This is a genomic window from Paracoccus sp. (in: a-proteobacteria), from assembly GCF_030538695.1.
GTDB lineage: Bacteria > Pseudomonadota > Alphaproteobacteria > Rhodobacterales > Rhodobacteraceae > Paracoccus.
The window spans coordinates 1-15,332 of the sequence record NZ_JAUNTN010000037.1 but is presented as its reverse complement, the minus strand read 5'-3'; the positions used below and the strand labels follow the sequence as shown (position 1 = coordinate 15,332).

The 15,332-nt window shown below is 58.3% G+C and carries 17 protein-coding genes and 1 pseudogene; 8 read left to right on the top strand and 10 right to left on the bottom strand.

The window, feature by feature from the left end:
- Positions 1 to 361 precede the first annotated feature (361 nt).
- Complete coding sequence (locus Q4G24_RS15810) at positions 362 to 1,561, top strand: site-specific integrase (RefSeq protein ID WP_303367501.1); 1,200 nt, start codon at positions 362 to 364, stop codon at positions 1,559 to 1,561.
- Here the strand turns inward: Q4G24_RS15810 and tnpA are convergent.
- Positions 1,554 to 1,982, bottom strand: coding sequence for an IS200/IS605 family transposase (tnpA, locus tag Q4G24_RS15805; protein ID WP_303367500.1), 429 nt, complete (start codon positions 1,980 to 1,982; stop codon positions 1,554 to 1,556). The two genes, Q4G24_RS15810 and tnpA, sit on opposite strands and share 8 nt — an antisense overlap.
- A 259-nt stretch (positions 1,983 to 2,241) precedes the next feature.
- Here tnpA and Q4G24_RS15800 point away from each other — a divergent pair, with 259 nt between their 5' ends.
- From Q4G24_RS15800 to Q4G24_RS15790, 3 genes and pseudogenes are all read left to right on the top strand, one after another.
- On the top strand, positions 2,242 to 2,469 hold the full coding sequence (locus tag Q4G24_RS15800) for a hypothetical protein (RefSeq protein ID WP_303367499.1): 228 nt from the start codon (positions 2,242 to 2,244) through the stop codon (positions 2,467 to 2,469).
- Positions 2,466 to 2,900: a TA system VapC family ribonuclease toxin gene (locus tag Q4G24_RS15795; RefSeq protein ID WP_303367498.1), complete on the top strand. Its 435-nt coding sequence runs from the start codon at positions 2,466 to 2,468 to the stop codon at positions 2,898 to 2,900. The genes Q4G24_RS15800 and Q4G24_RS15795 overlap by 4 nt, the downstream gene beginning before the upstream one ends.
- 284 nt (positions 2,901 to 3,184) lie before the next feature.
- Positions 3,185 to 3,436: pseudogene (locus Q4G24_RS15790) on the top strand (integrase core domain-containing protein); the annotation flags it as partial.
- Positions 3,437 to 3,729: 293 nt separating this feature from the next.
- Here Q4G24_RS15790 and Q4G24_RS15785 read toward each other — a convergent pair.
- The 8 genes from Q4G24_RS15785 to sbnA all read right to left on the bottom strand — a co-directional run bounded on the left by Q4G24_RS15785 (position 3,730) and on the right by sbnA (position 11,987).
- Positions 3,730 to 4,383, bottom strand: coding sequence for a LysE family translocator (locus tag Q4G24_RS15785; protein ID WP_303367497.1), 654 nt, complete (start codon positions 4,381 to 4,383; stop codon positions 3,730 to 3,732).
- Positions 4,384 to 4,588: 205 nt separating this feature from the next.
- A complete protein-coding gene (locus Q4G24_RS15780; protein WP_303367496.1) occupies positions 4,589 to 5,326 on the bottom strand; it encodes a hypothetical protein in 738 nt (245 codons plus the stop codon).
- Between the two features lie 144 nt (positions 5,327 to 5,470).
- Positions 5,471 to 6,112 (bottom strand): GDSL-type esterase/lipase family protein, encoded by a 642-nt coding sequence (locus tag Q4G24_RS15775; RefSeq protein ID WP_303367495.1) that lies wholly within the window; start codon positions 6,110 to 6,112, stop codon positions 5,471 to 5,473.
- A gap of 20 nt (positions 6,113 to 6,132) precedes the next feature.
- On the bottom strand, positions 6,133 to 7,560 hold the full coding sequence (locus Q4G24_RS15770) for a hypothetical protein (protein WP_303367494.1): 1,428 nt from the start codon (positions 7,558 to 7,560) through the stop codon (positions 6,133 to 6,135).
- A gap of 26 nt (positions 7,561 to 7,586) precedes the next feature.
- Positions 7,587 to 8,207: a bifunctional phosphoserine phosphatase/homoserine phosphotransferase ThrH gene (gene thrH, locus Q4G24_RS15765; RefSeq protein WP_303367493.1), complete on the bottom strand. Its 621-nt coding sequence runs from the start codon at positions 8,205 to 8,207 to the stop codon at positions 7,587 to 7,589.
- Complete coding sequence (locus tag Q4G24_RS15760; protein WP_303367492.1) at positions 8,204 to 10,003, bottom strand: FAD/NAD(P)-binding protein; 1,800 nt, start codon at positions 10,001 to 10,003, stop codon at positions 8,204 to 8,206. The genes thrH and Q4G24_RS15760 overlap by 4 nt, the downstream gene beginning before the upstream one ends.
- Positions 9,997 to 11,019: a 2,3-diaminopropionate biosynthesis protein SbnB gene (sbnB, locus tag Q4G24_RS15755; RefSeq protein WP_303367491.1), complete on the bottom strand. Its 1,023-nt coding sequence runs from the start codon at positions 11,017 to 11,019 to the stop codon at positions 9,997 to 9,999. Before sbnB ends, Q4G24_RS15760 begins: the two co-directional genes overlap by 7 nt.
- Complete coding sequence (gene sbnA / locus Q4G24_RS15750) at positions 11,019 to 11,987, bottom strand: 2,3-diaminopropionate biosynthesis protein SbnA (RefSeq protein WP_303367490.1); 969 nt, start codon at positions 11,985 to 11,987, stop codon at positions 11,019 to 11,021. The genes sbnB and sbnA overlap by 1 nt, the downstream gene beginning before the upstream one ends.
- Before the next feature lie 202 nt (positions 11,988 to 12,189).
- On the opposite strand from sbnA, the gene Q4G24_RS15745 reads away from it, so the two are divergent.
- Positions 12,190 to 13,683, top strand: coding sequence for a PLP-dependent aminotransferase family protein (locus Q4G24_RS15745; protein ID WP_303367489.1), 1,494 nt, complete (start codon positions 12,190 to 12,192; stop codon positions 13,681 to 13,683).
- A 198-nt stretch (positions 13,684 to 13,881) separates the two neighbouring features.
- Positions 13,882 to 14,196, top strand: a complete 315-nt coding sequence (locus tag Q4G24_RS15740) for a hypothetical protein (RefSeq protein ID WP_303367488.1) — start codon at positions 13,882 to 13,884, stop codon at positions 14,194 to 14,196.
- Between the two features lie 3 nt (positions 14,197 to 14,199).
- On the opposite strand, the gene Q4G24_RS16675 is transcribed toward Q4G24_RS15740, so the two are convergent.
- Positions 14,200 to 14,523: an Arm DNA-binding domain-containing protein gene (locus Q4G24_RS16675; RefSeq protein ID WP_368660953.1), complete on the bottom strand. Its 324-nt coding sequence runs from the start codon at positions 14,521 to 14,523 to the stop codon at positions 14,200 to 14,202.
- Between the two features lie 171 nt (positions 14,524 to 14,694).
- Here Q4G24_RS16675 and Q4G24_RS15735 point away from each other — a divergent pair, with 171 nt between their 5' ends.
- Positions 14,695 to 14,988: a type II toxin-antitoxin system RelB/DinJ family antitoxin gene (locus Q4G24_RS15735; RefSeq protein ID WP_303367487.1), complete on the top strand. Its 294-nt coding sequence runs from the start codon at positions 14,695 to 14,697 to the stop codon at positions 14,986 to 14,988.
- Positions 14,981 to 15,256 carry a type II toxin-antitoxin system RelE/ParE family toxin gene (locus tag Q4G24_RS15730; protein WP_303367486.1) on the top strand — a complete coding sequence of 92 codons (276 nt, stop codon included), beginning with the start codon at positions 14,981 to 14,983 and terminating at the stop codon, positions 15,254 to 15,256. Before Q4G24_RS15735 ends, Q4G24_RS15730 begins: the two co-directional genes overlap by 8 nt.
- Positions 15,257 to 15,332 lie beyond the last annotated feature (76 nt).

The following is a 15,332-nucleotide window of genomic DNA, read 5'->3' as shown; positions in this document are numbered from 1 at the left end:
TGTCGGTGCAGTTTTTGGTGTCTGGTGTTGATGTGGCGTTGATGTAAGTGCGCAAAAGGCCGATGGTGTCCATGTGCCACCAGATTATCTATTTGATTTTTGGTAATTTTTTGGTTGCGGGGATAGGATTTGAACCTATGACCTTCAGGTTATGAGCTAGCTTACACACATTTACGCCATTCCACGATAATACCGATTCCAGCCCGCTATCGTATGACAGCAGTCTGTTGTGACTTGATCTTCCCGAACCAGAGGCCATCCTTTTCCTACGCTCCGAAACGCCACAGCTTTCTTTGCAGTGCTTCCACGACGCTGCCATGAGACGCTTCCAGAACTCGGCCATAGGAAAGGAACAGGAACCATGCCCAACCTGAAACTGACCAAACGGACAGTCGAAACCCTCTCGATCAAGGAGAAGGATTATATCAAATTCGACACCGATCTGACGGGATTTGGGGTCCGCGTCATGCCAAGCGGCAAGCGTTTCTTTCTGATCCAATATCGCAGGCACGGGCGCACACGCCGGATCATGATCGGGCAATTTGGCCCCATCACTGTCGAGGGTGCCCGGCGGGAAGCGCAGAGAATGCTCGGCGAGGTCAGAGGCGGCGGCGGCGGCGGCGATCCCGCCGACCGGCGCGACCAGTTGCGGCAATCCATGACGGTTGAGCAGTTGGGAGAGCGTTTCCTTAAAGAGCATGTCGAGGTGCGATGCAAACCCACAACGCAGGCGGAATACAGGAGATCCGTTGAACTCTTCATCGATCCATTCTTCGGCAATCAGCGCGTTCGCACCGTGACCTCTGCCGATGTGGCGGATCTGCACGGGACTTATGCGCACATTCCCTATCAGGCCAACCGAACACTTGGCGTTCTATCCAAAATGATGAGCCTTGCCGAGCTATGGGGTATCCGAGACAGGCACAGCAATCCTTGCGAAGATGTGAAGCGCTATCCAGAGCACAAGCGAGAACGCTTTCTATCGCCTTCTGAACTCCATGAACTTGGCAAAGTCCTCGGACAGAGCGAAGCCGATGGTAGCGAAAGCTCTTATGCCATCGCAGCCTTCCGGCTTTTGCTTTTGACCGGCTGTCGCCTGTCCGAGATCCAGAAGCTGCAATGGAAGCATGTCGATCTGGATCATACGCAGATCAACCGCCCCGACAGCAAGACCGGGAAGCGGGCCATCCATCTGGGCAATGCCGCTGTTGAACAGCTCGCCAATCTTCGACCCGTGGCCGGCAACCCTTATGTCATCGTCGGCAAGGTTAAAGGGCGCCATCTGACAGACCTGCAAAGGCCATGGCGGCGTATTCGCAAAGCGGCCGGTCTCGACGATGTGCGCATCCATGATCTGCGCCATACCTTTGCCTCAGGTGGCTTGCTGGTTGGCGAAAGCCTTCCGGTGATCGGCAAGCTTCTGGGGCATACGCAGGTGCAGACGACGGCGCGCTATGCCCATTTGGCAGCCGACCCGGTGAATACTCCACCTGCTGAAAGCAGGTGGCTTCGGGTTACGGCTCAAAGCCGGATCGGTCCGCCATTCGGCGGACTCATGTGACGTCAAAGTTGTCGTCAGGTTCGGGCGGCGTCTGATTGGCGATGTAATCCATCCACATCTCATCCGTCACGTTACCGCTTGTGCAGACCCAGTAGCCGCGCGCCCACAGATGCTGACCCCAGTATCGTTTACGCAATACTGCAAACTCGCTCAGCAGCTTGTGCGAACTGCGCCCTTCCAGATACTGCACGGCCCGGCTGACCGACAGGTTCGGCGGGATCGACAGCAGCAAGTGGATGTGGTCTCGGTTCACGCTGCCCGCATGTATGACCATTTCATGCGCCCGGGCCGTCTCGCGGATCAGTTCCCGACAGCGCTGGCCCACGTCGCCACCCAACACCTGGTAGCGGTACTTCGTGATCCACACCAAGTGGTATTTGCAGTCCCAAACCGTGTGACCGCCGCGCTTGTACGATTCCATACCCCCACTCTACACCGCCGCCGTCGCAATCCCATACCGGCTAAAGCCGTGGGGTTTACTGATCCCCTATCGGGGACTCTAAAAGCGGCGGCCACGAAGATCTCTGACAGGCTGGCTGCGGCGATGTTGTAGGGTTGGCCGCACTGCCCTTGAGATGCTGCACCGGCTCAATACGGGCGGCTTTGACGATATCCTTGAACGAATCGTCAGGAATGCGCATATGATGCATGATGATTGATGCGTAGAAGTGGAGGCTGACATGCGAACGACACTGGCCATTGACGATGATGTTCTGGTGGTGGCAAAGGCCATGGCCGCCCAGCAGCAGCGCAGCCTCGGAGAGGTGATCTCTGACCTTGCGCGGCGTTCGCTGCATCGTCCGAAAGCTGGCCGGGAGCGGAACGGCATCCCTCTGCTGGCGTCCCGGCCCGGCGCCCCGCTGGTCACGCTCGATCTGGTTAATGAACTGCGTGATGAAGCACCGTGACCTTTCTTCTTGATGTCAACGTCCTGATCGCCCTGATCGACCCAAGCCATATCGCGCATGACGACGCACATGAGTGGTTTTCCGCCACCGGGCAGCAAAGCTGGGCCACCTGCCCAATCACTGAAAACGGCGTCATCCGCATTCTTGGCAACCCGAGATACCCCAACTCACCGGGATCGCCTGCCGCTGTCGTCGATATCGTCCGGGGTATCCGCGCCCTTCCGGGGCATCATTTCTGGCCCGACGAGATCAGCCTGATGGACGAGGCGCTGATAGACCCGAGCAAGGTCCTGACTGCCGGTCAGGTGACCGATACCTATCTGCTGGCATTGGCGAAAAAGCGCGGCGGACAGTTGGCGACCTTCGACCGGAAGCTGACGGTCGCCGCCGTGAGAAAAGGTAAGGCTGCGCTTTATCAGATTGGGCAATAAGGAGGCGTTGCTCGAGATAACCCTGGGCGGGGTTCACAGGCGCAGGATAGGCGTCGATGACAAAAATCACATAGGCGAACTCGGGAGGGATTGCCCTGAGAGAGTGCCTCATAGGATTCAGGAGCGGCCTCGGCGACACAGTAACCACGGCAAAACTGCAGTCATCTGATATTCCTGAGCATACTCCCAAATCCCCGATTGCCGCAAAACACGTCGACAGCGAGGATTCCATTTCTGCCGACTTCTCGGTCGCGCATTACACGCTACCGGCAGACAGGTACGATCTGCCGATGAATATCATAGGGTTCCTCGACAACATCTTCATCGAGAGGCTGTGGCGCACCCTGAAATACGAGTGCGTCTATCTGCATGCCTGGGAGACCGGATCGGAGACGAAAGCGGCCATCCGGAAATGGATGAGCTTCTACAACCACCAGCGCCCGCATTCAGCCCTGGGCGGCCAGCCTCCGCCGCTGGTCTACTGGCAGAGAAATGATATCAACCAACCCGATCAGCAGGTGCAACGAGTAGCTTAAATTACGCCAGATCCTGTCCAAGAGATGGGGAGTAGCTCACAGTAAGACCGACGAACCGATCAATCCATGCGATGCTACCTTTAAACGAGATGAATACCTAGCTTGCCCGGTGAAAGGTAAATGGCTGGCAGAGCATCAGAAAGAACCACGACCTATATGAACAGCTTAATCTGAAAATCTGGTGGACCTGACCACAGAAGAGTCAAACCGACTTTTCGAGGTTTTCGCCGATTGGGAGAACCAGCTTTCTGGTTTGAGCATGCGCAATCTTAGAGCAGTAACCAGCCTAATCATCAAGATTTCGTGGCTTCGGCTAGAAGAAGTCGGACCCCAAGTAATATTAAGAAAATTCCGGAAACTATCTTGACGGTCTTGAACACTTGGGAGCGCTCGGTCAAATGCTTAGCTGCCTCGATGCCAAACACAATCGCGCTATAGAACACTAGCGCAATTGATGCATGTATAAGGGCAAGTAGTGTGCCCGAAGAGAGAAATTCTATGCCGCTGGCGCTAATAAATTGGGGAAATGCCGCAAGATAGAATATGCCAGGCTTCGGATTAAGTATGTTAGTGACGAATCCCTTACGAAAATTCCCGAGTAAACTCTTCGATGGATGCGCCGCGATAAGCGGAACGACCTTTCCCGAAGCACGTGAAAACGAAATCAACGACTTTATACCAAGATAGACCAGGTACGTGGCTCCGGCGAATTTTAAAACTGTGAATGCAAACACAGAAGACGCGATGATTGAGCCAACGCCAACCATCGCCAAAACGGCATGAGTCAAGATTGCCGCGCTGAAGCCGAACGTCATGGAGATGCCCGCGGCGCGTCCGCTTGTGGGAACTTCCATCAGAAGCAAGAAAAGATTAGGTCCGGGAGATACTACAATCAGCGTCACTATTGCCGTAAAGGTCGCTATGGACTGATAGTCTAGGTTACTCATAGAGGCGTATCTCCCAGGGCTTTTCGGCATTTGACGCATAAGAACATACTTCTTCGGAGGTTAAGGCGATCTGGCATTCGATAGAATACGCTTCTCCCAAAACGCCTTCTGTAGTCGATATTGCGTGGAGAGAGGGGCGATCACCAGAGGAAAGTGTCTTTATCTTGTGCGGCTTTCGGTTCATTGAGGCAAAACAGTCACTGTCTCATAGCGCATGAGCGGCAATATGATTATAGACGTCCAGCGCCATGTCTACACTGCGCAACTGGTCAGAAGAAAGTCCGAGCCTCAATACTTCCTCTCGTCGGGGAACAGGGGTGCTTGGTCGTATACCGGTACTCGCGTGTAGGTTTCCGTGCCATTTTTCGTGTGCTTCATACTCATCTGGAGACCATTTTTTAATTGAGCCATCATTCCATTCAGTAAATCCGGTTCTGTAAATAACAACTGTCGAACTGCAGAAGCTGCGCAGCGTTGCCTCTGGTGAGCGGCTAAATAGATCTCCTTCAACCACCGTGGGGATATATCCAATTCTATCAACGATGTTTCTTAGCTCTGAAAAGCCGAACTCCTTGTCGTTGAAATCTGGCTTTAGATTAAATAGTGATTTTGCTACCGAATAGGGGTAGCGCAAAAGAACAACATTGACCCATGACGCCAATTGATCGTCTGTGACATAAGGTGAGGCCTGAAAGGTCAGATCTTTAACTAGAACGTTTCCGAAGTTTGATTGTGCGAAACGGCCAAGGGCTTCATTAACAGTATAGTTGTGTTGAGATTGAAGATCTCCGTAGCGGGTTGATCCTCGATCGGGTCCATAATGGTAACACTCTGCATAGGGTTCGTGAACGATTGCAAAATCAGGGCGATCTTTGAAGCATCGTTCAAAAGCAGTCGATAGACTACGGGGAGTAGACCATACAAAAATGATTTTGTTGTGCAACTGGGGCTCCTTACCGTTCTGTCGCGTTGTGATAGTGCCAAGACCAGGGGGTAGTCTCTTGAAGTTTCGCATCGAACTAATCACGAGGTTTTCGGCATACCTTTTTGAGGTCCAATAGGTGTGAGACCAGAACTCTAAAGCCTGTCATGATCTTCTTTGCCTGATAATTTCCTGCCAGGCCGGTTGCTCCGCAATGAATTCTGCTGCTGCAGCATAGCCTCTATGATCGGGATGAAGACCGTCTGTTCGTGCAAGGCCAGACTGATACCGGCAATCCTCTATAAGGGCTGGTAGAATGGATATATAAGGTACTGATTGCATTGCACAGATAGAACGGAGCTCCGCATCGAGCCACTTAAGGTCCGTGTTCCGGTAATCAAATGATGTCCTGTTCGCCTGTGAGTAGAACGGCATTCGGGCTTCGAACACGGGTGCGGGTCCAACGACGAGAAGAGAGGCGAGTTCACGGAGATCATCTATCAGGCGTGCATAGGCGCCGAGGATGTCACTGCGCGCAAACCGCTCTCGACCGTCTTCGGCAAAGCGTGCCATCTCGTTCATTGCCGCGCCAAGAATGATGCGCCCTCCGTCGCGATCAAGGAGCCGGGCGCGACATTCCGCGACCGCGCGATCAGCGATCTGAAAGACCGTTTGACCCCGGACGCCAAGGTTGAAACTGCCAGTGCCTTGACGAAAACTGCGGGAGAGTCGGCCAGGCCAGCCGATACCTTCCTCGTCCCCCATACCTTCCGTGGTGGAAGCCCCGATAAAGCAGACGCGGTTCATGATGGGTCCTGTTGCGTTGGTCAGGGAAAAAGAAACAGGAGAACGGTGCCGCAGATCGCCACCAGCACGGTGTTCAGGCAGACGAGCCCGAAGCCAAACCGGACCAGCGCCTCTTCCTCGGCCTTGTCGGAACGGGCGAGCCCGAGCACGAGGGCAATGATCGACAGCGACCCGAGCGCGCCATGTCCCGCGCCGCTGTTCTGCATCGCAGCGAGCCAGGGCTGACTCTGTGCCGCAAGTGCGGCGACCGACGGCATGAAGATGGCGTTGCCGCCCACGTTCGAGCCGGTCAGGTAACCCCCAAGCCCGGCAAGTGCGGCAACGAGTGGACCCAGCAGGGAGTGGTCAAGTGCAGAAAGAAGGGATTGTAGGTTGACGAAGAATCCGCCCTTGAGCAGCGCCTGCGACATCAAGAGGAAGAAGAAGATCGTCGCCAGCGGTTTCCAGACCCGTTTCACCCAGGCCTGACCAAGGTCGCGTGCGACGTTCCGGATTTCCTGCCGTGCGAGCATCAGCACCAGGACAAGGAGCAGGGCCAGGCCGGGTGAGGCGAGCGGTTTCCATGTGATCGCCGCGCCCTGAAGGATCAGGGCCTGATCAAGATCGGTCGCAAGGTTGGCGAGCTTGAGACCCAGAATGACGCCGAAGAGCGCCAGATAGGGCCATGCCGACCCTGGCCAGCGCGCCGACGCTCCGCGCCCCCGGGCGATGAGAACACCCGCCCCCAGCGTCACCGCACCGGCGCCAACGCCCGCGATCTCGGGTCCGAATGTGCGGGAAAGGGCGAAAAGCACCCCGACGAATAAGGCCCAGGCACCTGTGAGCAAGCCGATCGCGCGCAGGCTCCAGCCTCCGGCAAGGCCTAGGGCGACCAGGCCGAGGCCAAGAAAAACCGGCGCACTGACCACGGCCGAGGCGGATCCGAGCAGGCGCGGGTCGAGATGCGCCAGGGCACCGCCGATGACCGTGGCCAGGCCGAGCGTGCCCCAGGGCATCACCGCCATGCCGGCCAGCGAGATGCGCAAGGCGGCCGACCTGGGGAAAAGGCTGAGCAAGAGAGGGACCGTTGCAATCAAAGAAACACCGAAGCCGGTCATCGATTCAAGAAGAGGCGCAAGGCCGAGGACGATGAAGGTGACCTGCTGGGCCTTGCTCCAGCCCAGATCGCGCACCCAATCCGCGAGTCTTTCATTGATCCCGAGGCGCTCGATGAGAATGACGAAGGCCAGGCCCGGGGCAATGACGAAGGCCGTGCTGGCAAAGAGAATAAGCGTATCCAGCCCGGCCGCTTGTGCCGTGCCGGCAGCCTCGGGCGTCCCATAGCCCGTGACCCAGAGCGCGCATGTCAGAAGAACGCCGACCAGCGCCGCCTGCACCGGGGGGCGGCGGAAGACCAGCAAAAAGCCGAGCACCACGAGAATAGGCGAGACCTGAATGAGGGCGAGCATAGGGGTTCCGTTATCCTTGTCTGACCTCAGGTTGCCTGGGCCGTTCGGGTGAAGAATTGGCCGATTTCGGCCTCGAGCGCGTCATGATCGGCGCATCGTGGCAATTCGGGGATCAGCGCGGCGATGGAATCCGGGGCGTGAATAAAGGCCGCCCCATCCGCTGATCGAAGCATGCCAAGGTCGTTGAAGCTGTCCCCCGCCGCGAAAACCCTGAACCCTAGGGACTGAAAGGCGCGCACGCATTTTGGCTTCTGATCCGGAAGCCGCGGCCGCCAACCCGCTACTTCGCCCGCGTCGCCGCAGAGGAGGTTATGGCAGTATAACGATGGCCAGCCGAGCTTCGGCGCAAGCGGCATAAGGAATTCGGCGAAGGAATCCGAGACGAGGGCGACCTGATAAGACTGACGGATCCGGTTGAGAAAGGCCCGCGCGCCGGGAAGGGGTTCGACATTTGCGGCAATCGCCATGATATCGGCATGGCCGACCCCCGATTTATTGAGCGCGGCGATCCGTCCGGCCATCAACTTGCCATAATCCGGCTCGTCGCGGGTCGTTCTGGCTAGAGCCACAAGCCCGGTCGCCCGTGCCAGTTCCTGCCAGATCTCGGGTAAGAGAACGCCTTCCACATCGAGGCAGACCATCTTCATGCAGCAATCCCTTTACCGGCTTTCGAGGACAGATCCAGGCAGGCCGCGGCCACGAGATGCGCATCCGTCATCGCAGGGTTGGGTGCCCCGGGAGAGGGTACGTAATGATTGTAATAGGTCGATCCTTCGGTCGCAGGACCGAGGATCCAGAGATCATCGATCACCTGCCCGTTTCTCGACACGGCGTGTGCGCCGTAACGTGTTTCGATGCCATCCAGGCCAGGTTCTGCGATCACGGCCCTGATCAGCCCGAGCCTGTGCAGGTCTGCTATCGGCCCGGAATGGTGGTTGAACAAACCACAACGACCGGCCCGAGCCTTTATGGTCCGGGCCCCTTCCGGGCGCGGCGCATTGGGGTGCAGGAGACGCACGAGCCCGGCCTTTGTTAGGGCGACAAGGTCTTGGTGACGTTCCTTTTGCGGACCTGCAACCAGCCGATTGATCAAGCCCGCCCATGAACCATAGAAGGTACGGTGGGATGCAGGGGTGAGGCCATGATGGTTGACCGCTTCACGCAGTTGGTCGCGCAAGTCACGCCAGGTTTCGAGGGCAGCCTTTTGCGGAGATTCCAAGAGCCCACGATGGGTCTCAATCAAATCGGCGCGGAGTTGCTGCAGGAACCAGTCCTGATAGTCCTCCGGCGTGAGATCCTGAGGCAGGTCCCTTAGGAGCAAGCGATCTATATCAATAGAGCCGTGCTCCGCTTCGGCTTCGCGCAGATACTGGTCCAGTTCTTCAAGGTCGCGCGCGCCGATCTCGGCGAGAATCGCTTCTTCCCGCGCCAGTCGGTTGGCTTCCCCATGACAGCGCCTGACAGCCAACGCTGCCCCACGCATCTCCAATCGCATCAGCGGCAAGACGTCTCGGCCGAAATCCAGCCGTCCATCCGGCGTCGCCGCGCGAAGGTCGGCTATGCGCTTGGAGGTCAAAGCCATCGCCAAGTGCCGCCTGCGCTCCATCGACGTTTCAGGTCGGGTGTGGAATGGCAGGCCAGAGCGGCTTTGAAGATAGATAAGCGGCTCTCGTCCGGAGGGACTATAGACAGTTGCCTTTGGCCCCTTCGGAAGGAAACAACCACCTCGACCGCGGGTCAAGTCGGCCAAGGCATCCATTGCCGTGAGACCCACTCCTTCGATCACCAGAGCCTGCCCTGGCCCCACTTCGGATGCCATGATCTCTAGATCGTCGGAACCTGACTGATCATCGCTCTTGTGACCTGTCGTCAGGATGAGGCAGTCGACGGTTAATTCTTCCCCACTGGCGCCGGTTATCACATAGCCGCGGCCGACGTTGCCGTGCCACGGGCCAAGCCGCACCCCCAACGCCCTTTCACGGCGTATGGTGACAAGGATATGGGCCGGAAGATCACGCAGAAGGTCCTGGCAGGCTTGAGTGAGATAGGCCCCGAGCAGGCGCCGTGGCAAGAAATCTGTCGCTGCGACAGGCCGCCCCGAGGGATCGGGCGTACCGTCGTCATTGACACGTAGATTTTGCGACCGACACCATGCTAGGAAATCCGGCCCACTCTTCGCAGGACTGCCGCCAACATCGCTGAGCGCCGCCTCGTCAGGATGTATCCCGAGCTGGGCCGCTATCGTATTCAGCATCATATGATCCGGCTGATCGACAGGATGAGCGCCGCATCCCGGCTCACCATCCTCGAACACGATAACACTTATGCGGCGCGCTCTATTGTCGGCTGCGAGGGTGACAACCCGTTCGAGCACGGACAGGCCACGGGATCCAAGTCCGATCAGACCAATTCTGAGATCACGCTGAAGAGAAACTGTCACCATCTCGAAACATCCCCGAAGAAGCCTGGCACAGCGACGGCGCCGCCCTCGGCAATCGCCCGCTCAAGCACTTCAAGGCCGAGCGCAAGATCGAGAATGCCCATGCCGAATGGCGAGTATATCACCGCTTTTTCGGCTGTGAGGGCTGTCTCCCCGCGCATGACAGCGCCAATCGTGCCGGTCACAAAGTCGCGGCTGCCCGAAAGCTGCTCGGCAAGATGCGGAGAGGTATTAGCCTTTAAGCAATGCGAGACGTCGTCAAAGACATTCTGGCACTGGAGGATCAGTTCCGGTGCCAGATCGCGCAAGGAAATGTTAAGTAAAATCTGATCGGGGCGCAAACGGGACGTTGCAGGTACATAGGGCGTGCCAGCATTGGTTGCGAAGACAACCAGATCGGCATCGAGCGCTTGAGCGAGAGACGCGGTACGCGCAGGGCAGCCAAAGCGTCCCTCGGCATGTGTGGTCAGTCGATCAGCAGATCCTTTGTCCAGATCGTGCGACAAGACCTCCCCGAACGCCCAACCATCGGCGGCGAACATATCGATGATATTGCGGGCTATGAAGCCGCTACCGACAACCGCCAGCGTCCCAGCCGATTTGCATCGCCGGTTCAGCCAATAGGCTCCGAGCACGGTCGAGGCTGCCGTGCGAACTGCGCTGATGCGTGCGCCTTCGAGAACCGCGATTGGGTAGCCAGTCGCCGCATCGTTCAGGATGAGAACCGCTGACGCACGCTGAAGGCCACAGGCAATATTTCCAGGGAAACTAGAAATCCATTTGATGCCGCTCACGCCGCTTTCACCATGAATGGCGGCTGGCAGGGCGATGATCCTATTGGCCGGGTTATCTGGGAAGCGCAGGAAGTAGCTGTCAGGGTTTGTGGTCCTGCCAGCCTCGTGGTCTAGGTAGCACTGAGCAACAACACCGATTGTCGATGCGAGGTCGCGACTGAGCAGCTCGCCCACGGTTTCGCCAGGAACGACATGAAAGGTGGGCTTATTCGGGTTCCCCAACATTATGCGATCTCCAGCGCAGCACTTTGCATCTTTTGGAGATCGTCTCCCAGCGGGCCATCACCGAATTTTTCGCGTACCCAGTCATCGGAGTAGATCGTGTCAAGATAGCGTTCACCGAGATCGGGTGAGATCGCCACAGCAACCGCATCCTGCGGAATGCGGTCTGACCACGATCGCAAGGCCGCCAGAACCGTTCCTGTCGAGCCGCCAGCTAGAAGGCCACGCGACCGCGCAAGCCATCGGCAAAGTCGCACGGCTTCGCTCTCCTCGACGCGCTCCAGAGCAAAGATGCCCTCAGGTTCGAAGATTTCGGGACGACGGCTGGTGCCGAGGCCCGGGATGAATCGTGGCGAAGGAGGATAGCCGAAAGTTACGGAACCGATGCTATCAACGGCGATGATTTTGGTAGCCGGCCTGTGGACCCGGAAGAAGGATTTGCAGCCCATGAGCGTGCCGGTGGTACCTGCTCCGATGAAAAGATAGTCGATCCGCTCGAAAGTTTCGGCAATACTGCGCGCTGTCGTATCGTGATGTGCGGCGGGATTGGCAAGGTTGGCATATTGGTTTAGCCAGATCGTGCTTGGATCGTTGGCGACGACATCTTCAATATAGCGGATGCGGGTAGCAAGATAACCGCCATTTGCGTCACGCTCGCGGACGACCACGACCTTGGAACCCAGGGCTTCAATGGTCTTACGGTTCTGCTCTGACGTGTTCGGATCAATCACGCAGGTAAACGCATAACCACGCTCAGCGCAGACTGCGGCCAGGGCCACGCCGAGATTGCCAGACGAAGATTCAATGAGCTTGGATCCGCGGCCGATCCGCCCCTCGCGCTCCAGCGCGTCGATCATCCCCACAGCGGCCTTGAGCTTGATGGATCCGGCAGGGTTGAGTGCCTCGATCTTCAGGAAGAGTTTTCCCTTGATGAGCCCCTGGACCTCTAAAAAAGCGAGGTCATTGTTCAAACTGCTTATGTTTCTAAACATTCCGTTCTCCGAAAGTCTTACTGGTGCGCCGCCCGAGGTTGATCGGTAGTGGCCATCGCCAACCTTGACGAGCTACAGATGACTGACAAAAACTGGGTACAGACAATTCAATCGAGCATATCCCACGGTTTCTTTATGTGGTTGTGTTCGGATACGACAGGAAAGCAGCAACGTAACCTTAATGCGCCAAGACGATCCCGATCCCTTTTCGACCGCGTCATCTTCCCGACCGCCGGGCAACCAGGCCGAGCGGCTTTGGTGCAAGCCGCGTGACTGGCTGTTGCGGCAAATCGAGGACGGGACACTTGCACCGGGTGAGCGCCTGCCTTCGCTGCGCGACCTCTCGCGCCTGTTCGGGATCAGCCTTAATACTGCGCGGCGCGCGATTGACGATCTGGTTGATACGGCGCGGGTCATCACCGTGCCGCGCTCCGGTTATTTCGTGGCGGAAAGGGAGCCGACGGTCTCGGCGCTGGCGCTGGACGGTGTCGACGTGCGCGTCGACCACAAGGTCGTGGCGATGATGGAGCAGGCAAGGCGGGATGACCTGCTGCCGCTCGCCTCGGCGGTACTCAGCAGCAGCCTTGTGCCGACAGATCTCCTGGGTCGCTGCATGCGTGCCGTTGCCCGCGCACAGGACAGCGCTGCCGGGTTCATTCCGCCACCGGGGGATCTCGAACTTCGCCGCCGCATTGCGGGGCTGATGGTCCGGCGCGGCGTGGATTGCACCGCCGAAGACGTGCTGGTGACTGCTGGCGACACGGTGGCGTTGGAGCTTGCCCTGCTGGCCCTTGGTCGCGCCGGTGATTGCGTCATCGTCGAGGATCCGACCTATTTCGGCATCCTGCAAGCCATCGAGCATGTGGGGATGCGTGCCGTGCCGATCAGGGTCGGGGCGGACGGAATCGACCTTGACCAGCTCGCCGCGGCGCTGCGAACTCGCCCGCCCGCTGCCATTTTTCTGAACCCGACCTTGCAGAACCCCTGCGGCTTCGTGATGTCCGAGGCGTCGCGCCTACGCTTGGTCGAGCTTTCGACGGCCGCAGGCGTCGCGATCATCGAGGATGATGTGTTCTATGATCTCCTCCCCGAAGGTCGGCAAGTGGTGCCGATCAAGGCACTCGCCCCCGGGGATGTTCTTTACTGCTCCTCCTTTACCAAGACCGTCGCGCCCGGCTACCGCGTCGGATGGTGTCTTCCGGGCCGCCATTATTCCGCGGTTCTTGCGCAGATGCATGGTCGCAATCTTTCGGTCTCGAGCCTGCCGCAGGCGGTTCTCGCCGAATTCCTGCGCCGCGATTACCATGGGGCGCATATCGCCCGATTGCGCGGCAGTTTCGCGCGATCGTCTGCAGGCTTCGCCCGGCTGGTGTCGGCTCGTTTTCCCGCGGGGACGCGCTACCAGGCACCGGTGGGGGGCTTTATTCACTGGGTCAAACTGCCGGCGACCATCGACGTGGAGACCTTTCATAGCGAGGCAGAGGCACTTGGTATCGCCATTGCGAAAGGTGACATCTTCAGCCTTGGCAGCGCTGGCAGCCAAAGCCTGCGTTTCTGCCTCTCTGGGCCGCTCGATTCGGAAGTCACACGCGCTTTGATTGGTCTAGGCGCTCTCGCCGAAAGGCTGCAAGGCTCACGCACCCCCGCAAATCACAAGACCACATGCATTGACTAAGGTCAGGGCAGCCGCCGGGGCACGCAAGTCCATGCTTTTAGAGTGGCAAGCGTCGATGCCGACCGATTTCAATCTCCACCATTCCGGTTCATTCCGCGCTTTCCGGTGCTGACCTGATGCAGCCCTGACCTCCAGTCATATGGAGGCAGAGATGCAGCAGAATTTTATTCACAACACCCCTTTCAGCGGGGTGTCGCCATGAGCAACCTGATCTCGGCGGCTGTGCAGCGCCGCGTCGTGGGATGGGGTTGCAGCCCCTCTGACATCGTCGACTGGTCCGCCGCTGGTCGGATCGAGATTGTTGCCAGCATCCAGCCGACCCGTTTCGGCGCGGAAATGCTTTCTGGTATCGTCGCAATTTCAGCCGCCGACATTATTCCCATGTTCCGGCGTGACGGGGCAGAGCCAAGTTCTTGTGAAGTGCGTCGGGCGATGCTGCCGGGCCAGCCTGAAATCGGATGGCAGTATTTTGCGCTGGGCGAGTCGGCGCCGGTTATCACACGGATATCCTGATCACTACGACCGAAATCCGCCGGTTCGAAGAGGCGCATGGCTTGTCGAAGAAGGTCGCAGTCCAGTCGCCCAACCTGAAATATGGCTGGGACGAGTTCTATTAGGGCCTTGTTGCGCGGCGCCAGATGGACCGCGTGTTCGGCCAGATAGCGCTCGATCAGATCGCTGATCCTCGGCGCTGCGATAGTCGAACATGAAGGACCGGCTGCCCGAGGCATAAACGCACACCGATAGCCCCAGAACTTCGCTGTCGAACATTTGCCATGATTTCGCGCGTGGCTCGGCGGCGCGGACGGTCTTCTCGGTCAGTTTCTCACGTTGTTTCATATGGTTGCCCTCCTATCCAAAGCATCCAGACGGATGCGTAGAGCGGGGGCGATAGCAACTCATACCCGCGCCAGAATGCGCGGAACGGGGCGGAGTGGGGCTGGGCCGTGCCAAGACTTGCGCGAATCTCAAATGAGATACATATTGACGGGGTCAACAGAGGATGCCGCGATGCCAGCGCAAACGTCGATGCTTCATGTCCGGGTGGATGATCGCCTGAAGGCTCAGGCCGCCGATGCGCTGTCCGGTGTAGGCTTGACGTTGTCGGACGCGGTGCGGATCTTGCTGACCCGTGTGGCGGCCGAGGGTGGCTTGCCGGCCGGGCTGGTCGCCGACAAGGACGCCTATGACGCGTGGTTCAAGGCCAAGGTGCTGGAGGCTCTGGCCGACACCAGCCCGACCGTGCCGCATGATCAGGTCATGGCCGACGCACGGGCGCTGATCGGCGGCAAGCGCCGTGCCTGAACTGGAGTGGAAGGCCGTGGCGGTGGCTGATCTGATGGCCATCGTTGACTACATCTCAGACGATAACCCGGCGGCGGCATTGGCCTTGATGGACGAGATCGAGGGAAAGGTCGCATCCCTGCCTGCCCATCCCAAGCGGTGCCGCCCCGGCAGGGTCGAGGGCACGCGCGAACTGGTCGTCCGGCCCAATTACATCGTGGTCTATGCTGAAACGCCTGCCACGGTGACAGTGCTGCGCGTGCTGCACGCGGCGCAGATGTGGCCGTGATCTACGCTATCGATCGTCTGCGATCTCATCGACCATGGCGACCCGCGCGCCGATCCACTCCATCACATTGACCGCC

Bases quoted from the DNA above. Each gene is read 5' to 3' on its own strand.
- Q4G24_RS15770 (WP_303367494.1), bottom strand. From the start codon at position 7,560: ATGCTCGCCCTCATTCAGGTCTCGCCTATTCTCGTGGTGCTCGGCTTT.
- Q4G24_RS15735 (WP_303367487.1), top strand. From the start codon at position 14,695: ATGCCAGCGCAAACGTCGATGCTTCATGTCCGGGTGGATGATCGCCTG.
- tnpA (WP_303367500.1), bottom strand. From the start codon at position 1,982: ATGGAATCGTACAAGCGCGGCGGTCACACGGTTTGGGACTGCAAATAC.
- Q4G24_RS15785 (WP_303367497.1), bottom strand. From the start codon at position 4,383: ATGAGTAACCTAGACTATCAGTCCATAGCGACCTTTACGGCAATAGTG.
- Q4G24_RS16675 (WP_368660953.1), bottom strand. From the start codon at position 14,523: ATGAAACAACGTGAGAAACTGACCGAGAAGACCGTCCGCGCCGCCGAG.
- Q4G24_RS15740 (WP_303367488.1), top strand. From the start codon at position 13,882: ATGAGCAACCTGATCTCGGCGGCTGTGCAGCGCCGCGTCGTGGGATGG.
- Q4G24_RS15745 (WP_303367489.1), top strand. From the start codon at position 12,190: ATGCGCCAAGACGATCCCGATCCCTTTTCGACCGCGTCATCTTCCCGA.
- sbnB (WP_303367491.1), bottom strand. From the start codon at position 11,019: ATGTTGGGGAACCCGAATAAGCCCACCTTTCATGTCGTTCCTGGCGAA.
- Q4G24_RS15760 (WP_303367492.1), bottom strand. From the start codon at position 10,003: ATGGTGACAGTTTCTCTTCAGCGTGATCTCAGAATTGGTCTGATCGGA.
- thrH (WP_303367493.1), bottom strand. From the start codon at position 8,207: ATGAAGATGGTCTGCCTCGATGTGGAAGGCGTTCTCTTACCCGAGATC.
- Q4G24_RS15810 (WP_303367501.1), top strand. From the start codon at position 362: ATGCCCAACCTGAAACTGACCAAACGGACAGTCGAAACCCTCTCGATC.
- Q4G24_RS15775 (WP_303367495.1), bottom strand. From the start codon at position 6,112: ATGAACCGCGTCTGCTTTATCGGGGCTTCCACCACGGAAGGTATGGGG.
- Q4G24_RS15800 (WP_303367499.1), top strand. From the start codon at position 2,242: ATGCGAACGACACTGGCCATTGACGATGATGTTCTGGTGGTGGCAAAG.